Annotated in this window: 17 protein-coding genes and 2 pseudogenes; 11 read left to right on the plus strand and 8 right to left on the minus strand. The window is 63.7% G+C overall.

Annotated features, from left to right (window positions below; all coding sequences use genetic code 11):
- Positions 1-88 precede the first annotated feature (88 nt).
- Entirely contained in the window at positions 89-1,687 is a 1,599-nt protein-coding gene (gene guaA, locus AC0L3K_RS26170; protein ID WP_473367155.1) for a glutamine-hydrolyzing GMP synthase, read from the plus strand.
- Positions 1,688-1,800: 113 nt separating this feature from the next.
- Here guaA and AC0L3K_RS26175 read toward each other — a convergent pair whose 3' ends face one another.
- Positions 1,801-2,193: a VOC family protein gene (locus AC0L3K_RS26175; protein WP_007592186.1), complete on the minus strand. Its 393-nt coding sequence runs from the start codon at positions 2,191-2,193 to the stop codon at positions 1,801-1,803.
- Between the two features lie 119 nt (positions 2,194-2,312).
- Here AC0L3K_RS26175 and AC0L3K_RS26180 point away from each other — a divergent pair, with 119 nt between their 5' ends.
- The 4 genes from AC0L3K_RS26180 to AC0L3K_RS26195 all read left to right on the plus strand — a co-directional run bounded on the left by AC0L3K_RS26180 (position 2,313) and on the right by AC0L3K_RS26195 (position 4,323).
- Positions 2,313-2,465, plus strand: a complete 153-nt coding sequence (locus AC0L3K_RS26180; protein WP_035992850.1) for an integrase — start codon at positions 2,313-2,315, stop codon at positions 2,463-2,465.
- A complete protein-coding gene (locus AC0L3K_RS26185; protein WP_007592184.1) occupies positions 2,465-2,848 on the plus strand; it encodes a hypothetical protein in 384 nt (127 codons plus the stop codon). The genes AC0L3K_RS26180 and AC0L3K_RS26185 overlap by 1 nt, the downstream gene beginning before the upstream one ends.
- 76 nt (positions 2,849-2,924) lie before the next feature.
- Entirely contained in the window at positions 2,925-3,335 is a 411-nt protein-coding gene (locus AC0L3K_RS26190) for an SMI1/KNR4 family protein (RefSeq protein WP_007592181.1), read from the plus strand.
- 244 nt (positions 3,336-3,579) lie between these two features.
- On the plus strand, positions 3,580-4,323 hold the full coding sequence (locus tag AC0L3K_RS26195; RefSeq protein WP_007592179.1) for an SDR family oxidoreductase: 744 nt from the start codon (positions 3,580-3,582) through the stop codon (positions 4,321-4,323).
- Between the two features lie 122 nt (positions 4,324-4,445).
- On the opposite strand, the pseudogene AC0L3K_RS26200 reads toward AC0L3K_RS26195, so the two are convergent.
- The 5 genes and pseudogenes from AC0L3K_RS26200 to AC0L3K_RS26220 all read right to left on the minus strand — a co-directional run bounded on the left by AC0L3K_RS26200 (position 4,446) and on the right by AC0L3K_RS26220 (position 7,741).
- Positions 4,446-5,078: pseudogene (locus AC0L3K_RS26200) on the minus strand (class I SAM-dependent methyltransferase).
- A 17-nt stretch (positions 5,079-5,095) separates the two neighbouring features.
- Positions 5,096-5,499, minus strand: a pseudogene (locus AC0L3K_RS26205) (nuclear transport factor 2 family protein).
- 70 nt (positions 5,500-5,569) lie between these two features.
- The gene (locus AC0L3K_RS26210; protein WP_007592176.1) at positions 5,570-6,169 is read right to left on the minus strand and encodes an NADPH-dependent F420 reductase; all 600 of its coding nucleotides are present in this window, start codon (positions 6,167-6,169) and stop codon (positions 5,570-5,572) included.
- A 32-nt stretch (positions 6,170-6,201) separates the two neighbouring features.
- Positions 6,202-6,954 (minus strand): glucose 1-dehydrogenase, encoded by a 753-nt coding sequence (locus tag AC0L3K_RS26215; protein ID WP_007592174.1) that lies wholly within the window; start codon positions 6,952-6,954, stop codon positions 6,202-6,204.
- Positions 6,955-7,006: 52 nt separating this feature from the next.
- Entirely contained in the window at positions 7,007-7,741 is a 735-nt protein-coding gene (locus AC0L3K_RS26220) for an SDR family NAD(P)-dependent oxidoreductase (protein WP_007592172.1), read from the minus strand.
- Between the two features lie 262 nt (positions 7,742-8,003).
- Here AC0L3K_RS26220 and AC0L3K_RS26225 point away from each other — a divergent pair, with 262 nt between their 5' ends.
- The 3 genes from AC0L3K_RS26225 (at position 8,004) to AC0L3K_RS26235 (ending at position 9,688) form a co-directional block, all read left to right on the plus strand.
- On the plus strand, positions 8,004-8,900 hold the full coding sequence (locus AC0L3K_RS26225; RefSeq protein ID WP_007592170.1) for a LysR family transcriptional regulator: 897 nt from the start codon (positions 8,004-8,006) through the stop codon (positions 8,898-8,900).
- 104 nt (positions 8,901-9,004) lie between these two features.
- The gene (locus AC0L3K_RS26230) at positions 9,005-9,247 is read left to right on the plus strand and encodes a type II toxin-antitoxin system Phd/YefM family antitoxin (RefSeq protein ID WP_007592169.1); all 243 of its coding nucleotides are present in this window, start codon (positions 9,005-9,007) and stop codon (positions 9,245-9,247) included.
- A 3-nt stretch (positions 9,248-9,250) separates the two neighbouring features.
- The gene (locus AC0L3K_RS26235; RefSeq protein WP_007592168.1) at positions 9,251-9,688 is read left to right on the plus strand and encodes a type II toxin-antitoxin system VapC family toxin; all 438 of its coding nucleotides are present in this window, start codon (positions 9,251-9,253) and stop codon (positions 9,686-9,688) included.
- A gap of 49 nt (positions 9,689-9,737) precedes the next feature.
- Here AC0L3K_RS26235 and AC0L3K_RS26240 read toward each other — a convergent pair whose 3' ends face one another.
- Positions 9,738-10,643 (minus strand): LysR family transcriptional regulator, encoded by a 906-nt coding sequence (locus AC0L3K_RS26240; RefSeq protein WP_007592166.1) that lies wholly within the window; start codon positions 10,641-10,643, stop codon positions 9,738-9,740.
- Positions 10,644-10,749: 106 nt separating this feature from the next.
- Here AC0L3K_RS26240 and AC0L3K_RS26245 point away from each other — a divergent pair, with 106 nt between their 5' ends.
- From AC0L3K_RS26245 to AC0L3K_RS26255, 3 genes are all read left to right on the plus strand, one after another.
- Complete coding sequence (locus AC0L3K_RS26245; protein ID WP_007592163.1) at positions 10,750-11,394, plus strand: DsbA family protein; 645 nt, start codon at positions 10,750-10,752, stop codon at positions 11,392-11,394.
- 72 nt (positions 11,395-11,466) lie between these two features.
- Complete coding sequence (locus AC0L3K_RS26250; protein WP_198288229.1) at positions 11,467-12,363, plus strand: MBL fold metallo-hydrolase; 897 nt, start codon at positions 11,467-11,469, stop codon at positions 12,361-12,363.
- A 1-nt stretch (position 12,364) separates the two neighbouring features.
- Positions 12,365-12,769, plus strand: coding sequence for a nuclear transport factor 2 family protein (locus AC0L3K_RS26255; protein WP_473367146.1), 405 nt, complete (start codon positions 12,365-12,367; stop codon positions 12,767-12,769).
- A gap of 75 nt (positions 12,770-12,844) precedes the next feature.
- Here AC0L3K_RS26255 and AC0L3K_RS26260 read toward each other — a convergent pair whose 3' ends face one another.
- On the minus strand, positions 12,845-13,489 hold the full coding sequence (locus AC0L3K_RS26260) for an NADPH-dependent F420 reductase (protein WP_473367147.1): 645 nt from the start codon (positions 13,487-13,489) through the stop codon (positions 12,845-12,847).
- Between the last annotated feature and the right edge of the window lie 76 nt (positions 13,490-13,565).

Here is a 13,565-nt window from a genome sequence, read left to right on the forward strand (position 1 = left end):
CTATATCGATTTGTCCATGCCCAAAGAAGAATGTGGGCGCGCGGCCCGCGCGGTTGCGGGAAAAGCCCCCGTCGCGTATCTGCTTGCCATGACAGCAGCACAGACCGACCGCTCCGCGTCGACGCCCTCGGGGGCCTCGGCGCACGACAAGATTCTCATCGTCGACTTCGGCAGCCAGGTGACGCAGCTGATCGCGCGTCGCGTGCGCGAGGACGGCGTCTATTGCGAGATCGTCCCGTTCAACAAGGCCGAACAGGCCTTCAACGAGATGAAGCCGAAGGCGGTGATTCTCTCCGGCGGCCCTGAATCGGTGCATGAGGCCGGCTCGCCCCGCGCGCCGCAAGCGATCTTCGATTCCGGCGTGCCCGTGATGGGCATCTGCTACGGCCAGATGGCCATGGCGGAGCAGCTCGGGGGCACCGTCGAGGGCGGCCATCACCGCGAATTCGGCCGCGCCGATGTCGAGGTGAAGGCGCCGAGCAAGCTGTTCGAGGACGTCTGGTCACCAGGCGGCAAGAACCAGGTCTGGATGAGCCACGGCGACCGCATCACCAAGATGCCGCCGGGCTTCTCGGTGGCCGGCACCTCGCCGAACGCGCCGTTCGCGATCATCCAGGACGAGACGCGCAAATATTACGGCCTGATGTTCCACCCCGAAGTGGTGCACACGCCCGACGGCGCCAAGCTGATCCGCAATTTTGTCCGCAAGATCGCCGGCCTTTCCGGCGACTGGACGATGCGCGCCTTCCGCGAGGAGGAGATCGCCAAGATCCGCGCCCAGGTCGGCAAGGGCAGGGTGCTCTGCGGCCTCTCCGGGGGCGTCGATTCCGCGGTCGCGGCCGTGCTGATCCACGAAGCGATCGGCGAGCAGCTCACTTGCGTGTTTGTCGACCACGGCATGCTGCGCCTCGACGAAGCCAAGACCGTGGTCGATCTGTTCCGCCACCACTACAACATCCCGCTCGTGCACGTGGATGCCTCGAAGCAGTTTTTGGGCGAGCTCGAAGGCGTCACCGACCCGGAAGTGAAGCGCAAGACCATCGGCCGCCTCTTCATCGAGGTATTCGAGGCGGAGGCCAAGAAGATCGGCGGCGCCGACTTCCTCGCGCAAGGCACGCTCTATCCTGATGTGATCGAGAGCGTCTCCTTCACCGGCGGCCCCTCGGTGACGATCAAGTCGCACCACAATGTCGGCGGTCTCCCCGAACGCATGAACATGAAGCTCGTCGAGCCCCTGCGCGAGCTGTTCAAGGACGAGGTGCGCAAGCTCGGTCGCGAGCTCGGCCTGCCCGAAATCTTCGTCGGCCGCCACCCGTTCCCAGGCCCCGGCCTCGCCATCCGCTGCCCCGGCGACATCACGCGCGAAAAACTCGATATCCTGCGCAAGGCCGACGCCGTCTACATCGACCAGATCCGGAAGCACGGCCTCTACGACGACATCTGGCAGGCTTTTGCGGTGCTGCTCCCGGTCAAGACAGTCGGCGTCATGGGCGACGGCCGCACCTACGACTTCGTCGTGGGCCTGCGCGCCGTCACCTCAACCGACGGCATGACCGCGGATTTCTACCAGTTCGATATGAAGTTCTTGGGCGAGACCGCCACGCGCATCATCAACGAGGTGAAGGGCGTGAATAGGGTGGTGTACGACGTGACGAGCAAGCCGCCGGGGACGATTGAGTGGGAGTAGGGGGATAGCGGCGCTATCGCCCGATTGGCCCTGTTGATGCCATCGGAGCAATGCTCTGCCACTCGCCAATGAGAACCGCTTTGGTGCAGACGTCCCGGTGCGGATGACGGATGTTAGGAGGGTATCTCCTGTGCGATCTCCCACATATGACCGGATGGGTCGGAAAAGGCGGCGGTGCGGCGACCCCAGGGACGATCGATCGGGCCGTTCACCAAGTCTACGCCGTTTTGCCGGAGCCTCTCACAGGCATCATCGACATCGCCGACTCGAATGGTCATGAGCATGCGAGGTCCGGCGCTCGAAGCAGCCGGCACCACCGGCTGCACAAGCTGCAGTGCCTCCGTCTCCTGTAGCAAATTGACCATTACGCCACCGAGCCCGATCACGCTGCATACGGCGTCGGAATAGATCGGCCTGGCGTCGAACACGGACTCGTAGAATGCCCTCGCGCGCGCGAGGTCGTCAACGAAGAGGGTCACGCACTCTAGATTGTTCAAGCTTTTCATTCGCAGGGCCTCAGTTGACAGGGCAGTCGAGTTTCTTTTGACAAAAAGATAACAACGTATTTGAGAATAATGAAGCAGTACCATGATAGTATCTGGCGGCGAACCGAACGGAGAGTACCTTGTTGACCGATACGGGACTTCCGAAGCTTAAGCCTGGCAAGAAGCTCTACAAGCGCGGCGACCGCGACGGCATGTACGTTACCGTCCTGCCCATCAATAGGCGCAAGCAGATCTGCGAAAGTGGCGACCACTCGATCAAGGTGGTGCATTGATGCGCGCCGCGTTGAAAGTGGTACTGGCCGCAATATTTGTGATGCCGGCTGCGGTGGCTCTGGCGAAGTCTCCGGACTGCGCGAGTTGGCCCACGAACATGGCCCTCGTGCACCTCAAGAACGCCGGCCTGATCGATATTCCATCCGTGATCGAGGCGCAGACCAAGGCCGTTCGTCTCGCATCCGAAAAGATCGGCAAGGACCTCCACCAGGAGGTTTACGACATCACGTTTCACACCAAGGATGGCAAGACAATCGAGGTCATCACGAAAAGCCAGGCATCAAGCGAGGAATGCTCGATGAGCGGCGTCGACGTCTATGTGGTCGCGAAGAAAATCGGCGGGTCGGCAGAGCAGTCATCTGACGGCAGGGCCCAAAAGTGATCCGGCTGACCGAAAGCTCAAGAACGAGGGCGGGATGACGATTGAGCCAGAGCGGGCCGAGCGCTAGCATCGCGTTATGGACGCCGAACGACGAATTGAGAGCTTGGAAGCAGCGCTTGGGGCCAGCTTGCCCGTGACGTATCTCGCCTTCCTGCGGTCACACAGGGAAGAGCCGTCTCGTCCGGTTCAGGTCGTCTCGACCAATCCAGACTACTGGGATGTGAGCTGCATCTTCGAAATCGGGGACGCTGAAGACTACCTCCAACTCGATGGTTGTTATGAACTGGTTGGCGACGTCCTTCCCGAAGGGATGCTGGCAGTTGGCGAAGACCAAGGTGGTAACCTCTACCTTTTGGATTGCCGCATGGGTCCGAGCACCGGAGCCATCTATTGGTGGGATCACGAACAGGAGCCTGGCGAGGACCGCGTGGAGTTGGTCGCGACGAGCTTCCCGGAGTTTCTCGCCGTTCTGGTCCCCGATTCATAGCAGCACGCGCGTGGGCGCCGACGATCAACTTCGCTGTCAGGTCGATGCCCAGCGGCCGGTTTGGAGCTGCTGAAGCCCGCCGCCAAAAGCGAAATCCGTCGCATTCGTATTGGGGCTTGCTGCTGCTGCGCGGCAGCCTCGCCTCGGATACTCGCGCGTCCGCTCCGCACAAGCCGCACCGCGATTTCGTCAAGAAGTCGTTCAATGCTGTGAGCCGCGGGAGCAAGACGAACGGAGACATCGCATGGGCACAGGCAAACTGATCGGAAAAGTCGCGCTGGTGACCGGAGCGTCATCCGGGATTGGAGCAGCAACGGCCGTGGCTCTTGCAGCCGAAGGAGCGCGCGTGGCGATCGCAGCCCGGCGCATGCAGCGCTTGGGAGATCTTGCGGAGCGGATACGCCAAGCCGGCGGCCAGGCGCTTCCGCTCGAAGTCGATGTTTCGGACGAGGCGCAGGTCTCGGCGATGGTGCTGCGCGCTATCGAGGAGTTTGGGCGGCTCGACATGTTGCTCTGCATAGCCGGCGTTGGCGTCGCCGCGCCGTTCCAGAACACCACGACAGCTGAATACCGTCAGATGATCGACGTAAACTTCCTGGGGCTGCTCTACCCGATCCATGCCGCGCTGCCGGGAATGAAGCGGCAAGGTTCGGGGCATATCGTGATCCTCTCATCCGGCACCGGACGCTATATCCATGCCTCAACGGTCTATTCCGGGACCAAGCATGCTGCCAGCGCCATGGCGGAATCGCTTCGACGCGAAGTCGGGAAGGACGGCATCCGCGTCACGACGATCGAGCCGGGGGCCGTCAAAACCGAGTTTGTCGCGCAGATGCGTCCCGATGTCCGCCAGGCGGTGGAGACCAGACTGGGAGACATGGAGCAGCTCGAGAGCGAGGACATCGCCGCTGCCATCCTCTACGCGGTGACGCAACCGCCCAGGGTCAACGTCAACATCCTCACGCTTTATCCCACCCAGCAGGCCTGAGCCCGCCGTCATGCCGGGTAACAAACATTCAGGGATTTGCCGCATCCTGATCGGCGCGGGCATCCCGGCGCGGTCGATTGTGCGGGAGTGAAGGGTCGCGCGCTGCTTTCGCGGGGAAGGCGTCACGGCTTCACGAACCGATAGGCGAAGCGATCGGTGTTGCCTTTGATGGCGGGATCGAACACCTTGATCGTGTGCGGGTCGTCCTTGTTCGCGAGCAGGGTGCTTTGTGCGTCCAGCACGAAGCCGGCCGCCTCCACCTCCTTGCGAACGGATGCAGGCTCGATCCGATGCAGCGACTGGGCCTCGCTCGTGCCCGCCCCGAGCGCGGCGGCGTGGTCGACGATGACGTAGCACCCGCCGGGCTTCAGCCGCTCGTAGACGGCTCGATTGAATTGGGCCGCCGTCGCGCCCCGGGCCTGGATCAGTGCGGTGTGGAGATCGTGGTAGAACAGGTGCAGCCACAGCACATCCGCCGGTCGCGTGACCTCCGGCATCGCCACGAGGTCCGCCGAGACGGCTTCGACGTTGTCTCGACCCGGCTCCCTTGCAAGCGCCTGGATGCGACCGAGCGGATCGTTCTTGAAGTGGGCCACTTCGGCCGGCACGAAGCTGTCAACCCGTCCTTAGCCTCCCACGATCTCGGAGAAGAGACGGGTCCAGTCGCCATCGCCTGGGTAAACGTCGATGACGGTGGAGCCCGCATTGATGCGTGCGAACCGGATCAACTTGGACAGCTTGGATTGGTCGTACATCTGGATCTCCTTTAGGCTTAGGCATTCGACACGCGCGCGGCTCGTGCCAGTGCCTGCGTGTCGATGTATTCCCTGATGTTCGTCAGTTTGCCGTTGCGAACGTTATGGCGAAGACCCAGTCGTCCCTAAACGTCTTGTTCGTGGCTTTGATCTTCCCCTTCGCGAAGCCGACGACCAGGACCCGGTCGCCTTGCGCGACGAACTCCCGGGGTTCGGTGGACGTTTCGACCGACCTGGATGCCGTCTCCAGCAGATCCGTCACCCCGTCGTGCCCGCGATGCGTTCCGGCCAGCGGCCAGTCCTCGCCCGGAATGATCCACTCGATGTCCTCAGTGACCAGCGCCAGCAGAGCCTCTCTGTCGCCACGGCCGATCGCGGCGAAGAAGTCCTTCACGGTCTGGATGTTCTTCTCGATACTCATGGGAATTTCTCCGTTTCGCTCGGATCGGATCGCGCGCGATCCGATCGCATGCTTCGTGTCCCCGTGTTCATCAGCCGAACTTGACCAGATCCTTGAAGATCAGGTGGCCCCAGCTGTTTCCGCGCGCCTGCACGAGCAGTCCGCCTTCGGAAAGCCCGCCGAGTTTGATCGGCGCGAAGCCGAGCTTTTCCGCAAGCGCGACAATTTCCGCTGCGGCAGCGTCGTCGTCGCTCGCCAGGAATACGACTCTCCTGCCACCATGGACGGCCGGATCCTGGCCAAGCACGGCAGCACCCAAATGGTTGAAGCCCTTGACCAGTCGACCGCCGGTGAAGGCTTGCGCGAGGGCCTTGGAAGAAGGTCGTCCTCCCAGTTTCTCAGGCGGCACGCCGTAGGCATTGGTCACATCGACGATCGTCTTGCCCTGCCAGGTGGGCAGCGCCTTCGCGACATCCTGGTGCGACTCGAAACGGACGGCCAAAACGATGATGTCCGCCTTGACGGCGTCCGCCAGCTTTTTGGGAATGATCGTGGGTCCGATCGCGGCCGCGGCGGATGCAAAGCTTTCCGGGTCGCGCGTGGTTGCAACGGATACTTCGATGCCATTGCGGGCAAACGCCCTGGCCAGGGCCTGGCCGATATGGCCGAAGCCGATAATTGCGTAGCTCATGATGTTTCTCCGATCTTGTGTCGATGGCGCGGTCAGACCTGCGCCATGCCGCCATCGACGGCGAGATCCACGCCGGTGACGTAAGAACTTTCATCGGAGGCGAGGAACGTGACGGCAGCCGCGATTTCCTCCGGCTTGCCCCTGCGACCCATCGGGACCTGTGAAGCAAATCCGGCGGCGGCTTGCTTGGCTTGCTCGGCGGTCAAGCCCGTCGTTGTTTCCAGGGCAGGGGTTTCGGTTGGTCCGGGGCTCATCGTGTTGACACGGATCTTGCGGTCCTTCAGCTCCAGCGTCCAGGCGCGCGAGAAGCTGCGCACCGCCGCCTTGCTCGCGGCGTAGACGCTGAACCCTGGCAACCCCTTCACGTTCGACACCGAAGAGTTCAGGATGATCGAACCGCCGTCCCTGAAGAGGGGGAGGGCCTTCTGCACGGTGAAGAACAGCCCCTTCACGTTGACGTCGAAGGTCTGGTCGAAATGGGCCTCGGTAGCCATCGCGAGCGGTGCGATCGTTCCCGCGCCCGCGTTCGCGAAGAGAATGTCGATGTGACCATGTTTCTCTTTCACGACGGCATAGAGCCGGTCCAGATCTTCCAGGCGCGACACGTCGCCGATGACCGTCGTCACGTTTCTCTCGATGAAGGCCGTGGCTTCCTTCAGTTCTTTCTCGCGTCGTCCGGTGATCACGACATGCGCACCTTCGTCCACGAAGCGCTTGGCTGTGGCCAGCCCGATCCCGCTGCTGCCGCCGGTGATGACTGCGATCTTGCCTTCTAGTTTTTTCATGATCTTTCTTCCTTCGTTGTGTGTGTGGGCCAGGCGCGGGACTGCGCCGGGATCAGAGTTGCGCCAGGCCGCCGTCGACGGCGACTTCGCTGGCGGTCATGAAGCTGCTGTCCGACGAGGCGAGAAAGGCCGCGACGGCTCCGATCTCCGAGGGATCGGCCATGCGCTGCAGCGGAGTCATCGCGGCGAAGACCTTCTGTCCCTCTTCGCCCAACGCTTCCTTCGCGAGTTCGGTCGCAGTCGCCCCGGGCGACAGCACGTTGACGCGGATGCCGCTGCCCTTCAGGTCCTCCGCCCAGGTCCGCGCGAGGTTACGCACGGCCGCCTTGCTCGCGCTGTAGGCGCTCATGGCCGGCGCGCCCGTGGTGCCGGCGCTCGATCCGGTCAGGATGATCGAACCGCCCCGGCGCATCAGCGGCAGCGCCTTCTGCACCGTGAAGATCGTCCCCTTCACATTGGTGTCGAAGGTTTCGTCGATATGCGTGGCGGTGATCTTGCCGAGCGCAAGCTGGCTTCCCGCGCCGGCATTGGCGAAGACGATGTCGAGGGTTCCGCGCTCAGCCTTCACCGCCGCGTAGAGTCGGTCGAGGTCGGGCTCATCCGAGACCGAGCCCTTCACCGCGCGGGCATTGGGCCCGAGGGCGGCGACGGCCGCGTCGAGCGCTTGCTGCCGGCGGCCGAAGATGAAGACGAAGGCGCCGTCCTCGATGAAGCGCCTTGCCGCGGCGCGGCCGATGCCGGTCGCGCCACCCGTGATGACTGCAACCTTGCCGTCAAGCTTTCCCATAATTTCTCCTGTCGTGGTGCCGGGACAGCATCTGCCCCCGACGTCCCCGACATAGGTCCGCCGGCGTCAGGCGTTGAGTGCGGAAGCGCGCACATCGGTGGTGCAAAATCGATCCGGCCGCGCGTCCGACGCCAGCCGCGACGGTCCGCCGTTCGGAACTGGGTCGTATTTGTCGGAACTGGCTATGATGACCCCTCGGACTGCTGTAGGAGGCGTCAGATCCGGGCTTTGGAAGGCGCACCGCGCGGTGCGGGATTGCACCATGATCGACTGGGATGACGTTCGCTATTTTCTAGCCGTCGCGCGCGGAGGCTCGGTGCGGGCGGCCGCCGAGCACCTCGGTGTGAACCACGCGACCGTGCTGCGACGCATCGCCCAGCTCGAGGAACGCCTCGGGGTGCAGATGTTCGAAAAGCTGCCTTCGGGCTACCGCCTGACGGCTGCGGGCGAGGAGGTCCTCGAATTCGCGGACCAGATGGAAGCCTCCTCACACCTGCTGGAGACGCGTGTGTTCGGGCGCGACCAGAGCGTGCGTGGGCGTCTGCGGGTGACGCTGGCGCCGCCGCTTGCGACGCACCTGCTGATGCCCGATTTCGCCGATTTTGCGCGCCTGCATCCTGATATCGAGATGGATATCTTGTCGGCCGGCGAGCTGGCTAATCTGACCAACCGGGAGGCCGACGTCGCGATCCGCGTCGTCTATGACCGCAAAACCCTCCCGCAAAATCTTCACGGCATGAAGGGACCGGAGCTGTTCGGCGCCGTCTACATATCCAGGGATCGGCTGGCCGCCTGGCGCGCGGGCGCGCCTGATCCCTTGCGCTGGATCGTCATCAGCATGCACGGCATCCCGGACTGGGCCAGCGCGGGCGAGGTCCGCACCACGGGCGTTCCATTCAGGACCTCAGACGCCGGGACGCAGATCGCTGCGGTCCGGCAAGGGCTCGGGATCACGACGCTGCCGTGCTTCGTCGGCGATGCCGACCCCCTGCTGGTGAGGGTGCCGGGCACCGAGCTACACATGTACGGAACGGTTTGGCTCCTCACACAGGGCGAGACACGCAAGACCAAGCGCGTGCGGCTCTTCACCGAGTTCGTATCCCGCAGGCTCGCCGCGTACGCGCCGCTTCTCGCGGGGCTGTCCGTATCGCGCGACTGACGGGGCAGGTCGGTCCATTCGGATGCCGTCCGGTGGTCGGCCGGGAATGCCTTGAAATACAAGCCGCCCTCCAATATGACTACTGTAGTCATATTGGAGGACTCATGCGAGAGATTCAGCTTCGTGACGCAAAGGCTAACCTCTCCGCGGTCGTCGATGAAGCGGTCGATGGCAAGCCCGCGATCATCACGCGTCACGGTAAAAAGCAGGCGGTGGTCTTGAGCTATGAGGAGTGGCGGCGTCTGTCGCAGGTGCCGAGCTTCGGGCGCCTGCTGATGGCGGCCCCCGTGCGGGCCGGCGATGTGCCGACGCGTAATCGCGCCAAGCTGCGCAAGACCGACTTCTGAGACGTGTATCTCGTCGATACCAATGTCATATCTGCCGCCTCGCCGAACCGGCCGACGCCTGCGGCACTCGTCGCGTGGATGGATGCGCAATCCGCCTCCTTGTTCTTGTCCGTCGTGACGATTGCGGAGGTTGAGGACGGAATAGCCAAATTGCGACGCGAGAAAGCCACGCGCAGGAGTAGAGATTTGGCTCAACGGCTGGAAGCCGTGCTGCACCTGTATGAGGATCGAATCCTGGCGTTCGATACCCCCACTGCGCGGATCGCCGGACAATTGTCGGACCGCGCGCGAGGGCAGGGGCATTCTCCGGGATTTGCCGATATCATGATTGCCGCAACTGCGCGTCAGCACTCGTTGACGGTCTTGTCACGCAACGCGAGGCATTTCCTGCCGCTCGGCGTACCCGTGCATGATCCCTTCGACGAGCTGCCGCCGTCCTGATCATCGCGCAGGCATAGGGAGGGCGTGGCCTCTAATTGGCTGCCCACCGCTACTCCGCCCCAACCGAACCCGCCTGTCGCTGAGCCGCGATCAGCATCTCCACGAACGCCGTCACCTTGGGCGGCCGGAAGCGGGCCGCGGGGTAGACCGTGTGAATGCCGCCGGATGGCAGTTGCCATTGCGGCAGGATGTGAATGAGGCGGCCCGCCGCGAGATCGTCGGCCACCAGGAAGTCTGGCAGCACCGAAAGGCCGCCGCCGGCGAGCACGGCCGCGAGTACCCCCGGCGTCGTGTCGATCGCGATGCTTGCTTGCAGCCGCACAGCGCGTCGATCGAGATCGCCGCGCGAAAACTGCCACAGCAGCGGCTCGCGCAGCGCCATGTTGGCGATGAACGGCAGCGTGACGATGTCGTCGGGATCGCGCGCGGCGGCGATCCGATCCGTGAACGCGGGAGCGCCGACCAGACATTGCCGGAACGATCCGGTCTTGCGCGCCTGCAGGCTGGAATCGACCAGCCAGCCGACACGGATCGCCATGTCGATCTGGCCTGAGGCGAGATCGACCGTCTGATCTTCGAGCGTCAACTCCACGCGGCAGTTGGGATAGCGCGCCGCGTAGGCGGTGACGACGGCAACGACGACGGCCGTGCCGTAGTCGTTGGGCGCCGTGATCCGCAATGTGCCGGTCGGCTCGGCGGCTGCCTGGGCGAGCTCGTCGAAGGCATCCTCCGCTTCGCGCAGGATCATGACGCAGCGCGCATGAAACGTCCGGCCCGCCTCGGTCGGATGGACCCGGCGCGTCGTGCGCACGAGCAGGCTGGTGCCGAGGTCGCGCTCCAGCTGCGCCACCTGCTGGCTCACCACGGCCTTGGTGATGCCGAGCCGTTCGGCTGCCCGCGTGAAGGATCCGGTGTCCACGACGGCTGCGAAATAGGCGAGGCGGTTCAGGTTCATGGCTCGTCCGGTCATCTATTGTCAGTCAATAGCATACATTCTGTATATTCTGTTGATATTTATCTACCAATGTGCGCGTGCCACATTGCGGTTCAAGGAGATCGCCATGTCCGCGCCCATTCCCATCACCTACCTGTTCGATCCGCTCTGCGGCTGGTGCTACGGCGCCGCCGCGCTGCTCGAACAGCTCGTCGCCCGGCCGGATTTCGCTGTCGAACTTGCGCCGACAGGCCTGTTTGCCGGCGAGGGCGCGCGTCCGATGGACGACGGCTTTGCCGCTTATGCCTGGAGCAACGACCAGCGGATTTCGCGCTTGAGCGGCCAGCCCTTCAGCGAAGCCTATCGCCGCGATGTGCTGGGCGACCGCACGCGCCTGTTCGATTCCGGCCCGACGACACTGGCGCTCACGGCAGTCGCGCTCATGGCCCCGGATCGGGAGTTCGCGGCGCTGAAGGCCTTCCAGCTCGTCCGCTATGTCGAGGGCCGCGACAGCACGGATATCTCCGTTCTGTCGGACGTGCTGCGCACGATGAATTTGCCTGAGGTTGCCGCGCGTCTGGCGAGCCCCGACACCGCATTGATCATCGCCTACCGCGCGCGCCTGGAGGCTGCGCGTGCCGAGATGCGCCGGTTCGGCGTCAACGGTGTCCCGGCCCTCATCGTAGGGACGGGCCATGATCGCCGCCTGATGCAGGCGAGCGCGCTGTTCGGCAGCCTCGACGTCCTCGTCGACGGACTCAAGGCGGCCTGAGCGCCGCGCTCAACAGAGACCGGACCATCCAGTTTGAATTTCGCGATCCCAGACCAGCACCAGGAGACCAACATGCCGACAAGGAGAACCATCATGAAAACCACTCTCGCCGCGGGCGCCGCCGCACTCTTCGCACCCGCAGGGCTTGGCCATGCCGCCGGCGGGCTCACCTGGAAGCATTTTCCAGCCGGACAGAACGGTTTCTTCCGGGCTCCCGTTCTGGTGTCCGGGCCGAGCGAAGCCGTACTGATCGATGGCGGCTTCACGCTGTCAGATGGCAAGGCTGTCGCAGACGCCATCAAGGCCACCGGCAAGAAGCTCACCACCATCTACATCACCCAGTCGGACCCGGATTATTACTTCAGCCTCGGCGCCATCAAGGCGGTCTTCCCCGAGGCACGCGTGCTGGCGGCGCCCGCGACGGTGGCGGCCATTAACGCCAGTGTGGAAAAGAAGCTTGCGGTCTGGGGACCGCAGCTCAAGGCGAACGGCCCGCAGGTGCTCGCCGATGTGGTGATCCCCGAAGCGTTCGACGGCAAGACGCTCAGCGTGGACGGCGAGAGCATCGAGATCGTCGGCGCAGACGGCCTGGTCAACCGGCGCTATCTGTTCGTGCACTCGCTCAACGCGGTGTTCGGCGGCGTGCTGATCTTCTCCGGCGTCCATGTCTGGACCGCCGACACGCCGACCAAGGAGCAGCGCGGGGCCTGGATCGCCAATCTCGAAAAGATCGCGGCGCGCAAGCCGGCGATTGTCGTGCCCGGCCATCTGTCGGTGGATGCGAAGACCGACCTGTCCGGTGTCGAGCACACCATCGCTTACCTCAAGGCGTTTGACGAAGAGCTGGCCAAGGCCAAGGATTCCGCCGCGCTCAAGGCAGCGATGGAAGCGCGCTTCCCCGGCCTCGGCATGGGCGTTGCGCTCGACATCGGCGCCAAGGTCGCCACCGGCGAGATGAAGTGGGGCTGAGATGGCTCGCAACCTCGATCTGATCCGCGCCACCTATGAGGGATCATCGTCGGAACAGAACGGCCGGAATCTCCTGGCCGCTCTCGCTCCCGATGCCGCGTGGACCGAAGCGGAAGGGTTTCCGTACGCGGGCACCTATGTCGGACCCGACGCGATCATATCAGGCGTATTCCGGCGTCTCGCCACCGAATGGACCGGCTACCGCGCCGATGTTCACACCTATCTCGAAGACGGCGACCGCGTCGCCGCCTTCGGCGTCTACTCCGGGACCTACAAGGCGACGGGCAAATCCATGCGCGCCAATTTCGCGCATCTCTATCTGCTGAAGGACGGCAAGATCGCCAGCATGACGCAATATGTCAACACCGCGATGGTGCAGAAGGCGTTGGAGCCTGCCGGCCACTGAGAGCCGGCTGACGTCGGCATGTACGAGAGAGGGAGCCCGCGACATGCGGGCTCCCCTTTTTCGTTCCGGCGCCTGCTAGATCTTGATGAAGTTGTGCGCGGCCAGCGCGCCGAAGGGCAGTGTTGCCAATCGTCCGCCGACCTCGAGCGAGCCCAGATCCACCGGGAAGAAGCCGGTGCCTTCGATGAGTTTGCGAACCTCGGCCTTTGCGGCAGCGTCATCGCCCGAATAGAACAGTACGTGCCGGCCACCCGCAACGTCCGGATTCGACAGCGCCGCGACGTCGTTATGGTTGAATGCCTTGACCACGCGGGCGCCCGGAACGAACTGGCTGAAGACCTCGCTCGAATGCTTGTCGCCGAGATCGACGGCCTTGATGCCGTAGGCCGCGAGCGGGTTGCTCGGGTCCTTCGCATCCGCCGAGTTGGGATCGAGGAATTCCACCGGATTGGTGGCGTCGACGACGATGCGACCGTTCCAGGCCGGCAAGCGGCTGAACACCTTCTCCACATCAGTCCAGCGGATGGCGGCGATTACGATATCGGCGCCGGCTGCCTCTTGCACGGTGCCGGCCTTGATTGAAGGGCCGAACTCCTGAATCAGCGACGCCAGCGATTCCGGTCCGCGGCTGTTGGAGATAGTGGCCGAGATGCCTTTCCTGGCGAGAGCGCGTGCGAGGTTCGAGCCGAGGGCGCCAGAACCGATGATACCAATACTCATGATGGACTCCTGTGAGGTGAGGGGCTTGAAAGAAGGACCGCCAGCGCCCCGAAGGCTGGTCGGTCGTTACTGATCG

This window comes from Bradyrhizobium sp. MI1.10 (genome assembly GCF_055811035.1).

Bases quoted from the DNA above. Each gene is read 5' to 3' on its own strand.
- guaA (WP_473367155.1), top strand. From the start codon at position 89: ATGACAGCAGCACAGACCGACCGCTCCGCGTCGACGCCCTCGGGGGCC.
- AC0L3K_RS26175 (WP_007592186.1), bottom strand. From the start codon at position 2,193: ATGAAAAGCTTGAACAATCTAGAGTGCGTGACCCTCTTCGTTGACGAC.
- AC0L3K_RS26185 (WP_007592184.1), top strand. From the start codon at position 2,465: ATGCGCGCCGCGTTGAAAGTGGTACTGGCCGCAATATTTGTGATGCCG.
- AC0L3K_RS26190 (WP_007592181.1), top strand. From the start codon at position 2,925: ATGGACGCCGAACGACGAATTGAGAGCTTGGAAGCAGCGCTTGGGGCC.
- AC0L3K_RS26195 (WP_007592179.1), top strand. From the start codon at position 3,580: ATGGGCACAGGCAAACTGATCGGAAAAGTCGCGCTGGTGACCGGAGCG.
- AC0L3K_RS26210 (WP_007592176.1), bottom strand. From the start codon at position 6,169: ATGAGCTACGCAATTATCGGCTTCGGCCATATCGGCCAGGCCCTGGCC.
- AC0L3K_RS26215 (WP_007592174.1), bottom strand. From the start codon at position 6,954: ATGAAAAAACTAGAAGGCAAGATCGCAGTCATCACCGGCGGCAGCAGC.
- AC0L3K_RS26220 (WP_007592172.1), bottom strand. From the start codon at position 7,741: ATGGGAAAGCTTGACGGCAAGGTTGCAGTCATCACGGGTGGCGCGACC.
- AC0L3K_RS26225 (WP_007592170.1), top strand. From the start codon at position 8,004: ATGATCGACTGGGATGACGTTCGCTATTTTCTAGCCGTCGCGCGCGGA.
- AC0L3K_RS26230 (WP_007592169.1), top strand. From the start codon at position 9,005: ATGCGAGAGATTCAGCTTCGTGACGCAAAGGCTAACCTCTCCGCGGTC.
- AC0L3K_RS26240 (WP_007592166.1), bottom strand. From the start codon at position 10,643: ATGAACCTGAACCGCCTCGCCTATTTCGCAGCCGTCGTGGACACCGGA.
- AC0L3K_RS26245 (WP_007592163.1), top strand. From the start codon at position 10,750: ATGTCCGCGCCCATTCCCATCACCTACCTGTTCGATCCGCTCTGCGGC.
- AC0L3K_RS26250 (WP_198288229.1), top strand. From the start codon at position 11,467: ATGCCGACAAGGAGAACCATCATGAAAACCACTCTCGCCGCGGGCGCC.
- AC0L3K_RS26255 (WP_473367146.1), top strand. From the start codon at position 12,365: ATGGCTCGCAACCTCGATCTGATCCGCGCCACCTATGAGGGATCATCG.
- AC0L3K_RS26260 (WP_473367147.1), bottom strand. From the start codon at position 13,489: ATGAGTATTGGTATCATCGGTTCTGGCGCCCTCGGCTCGAACCTCGCA.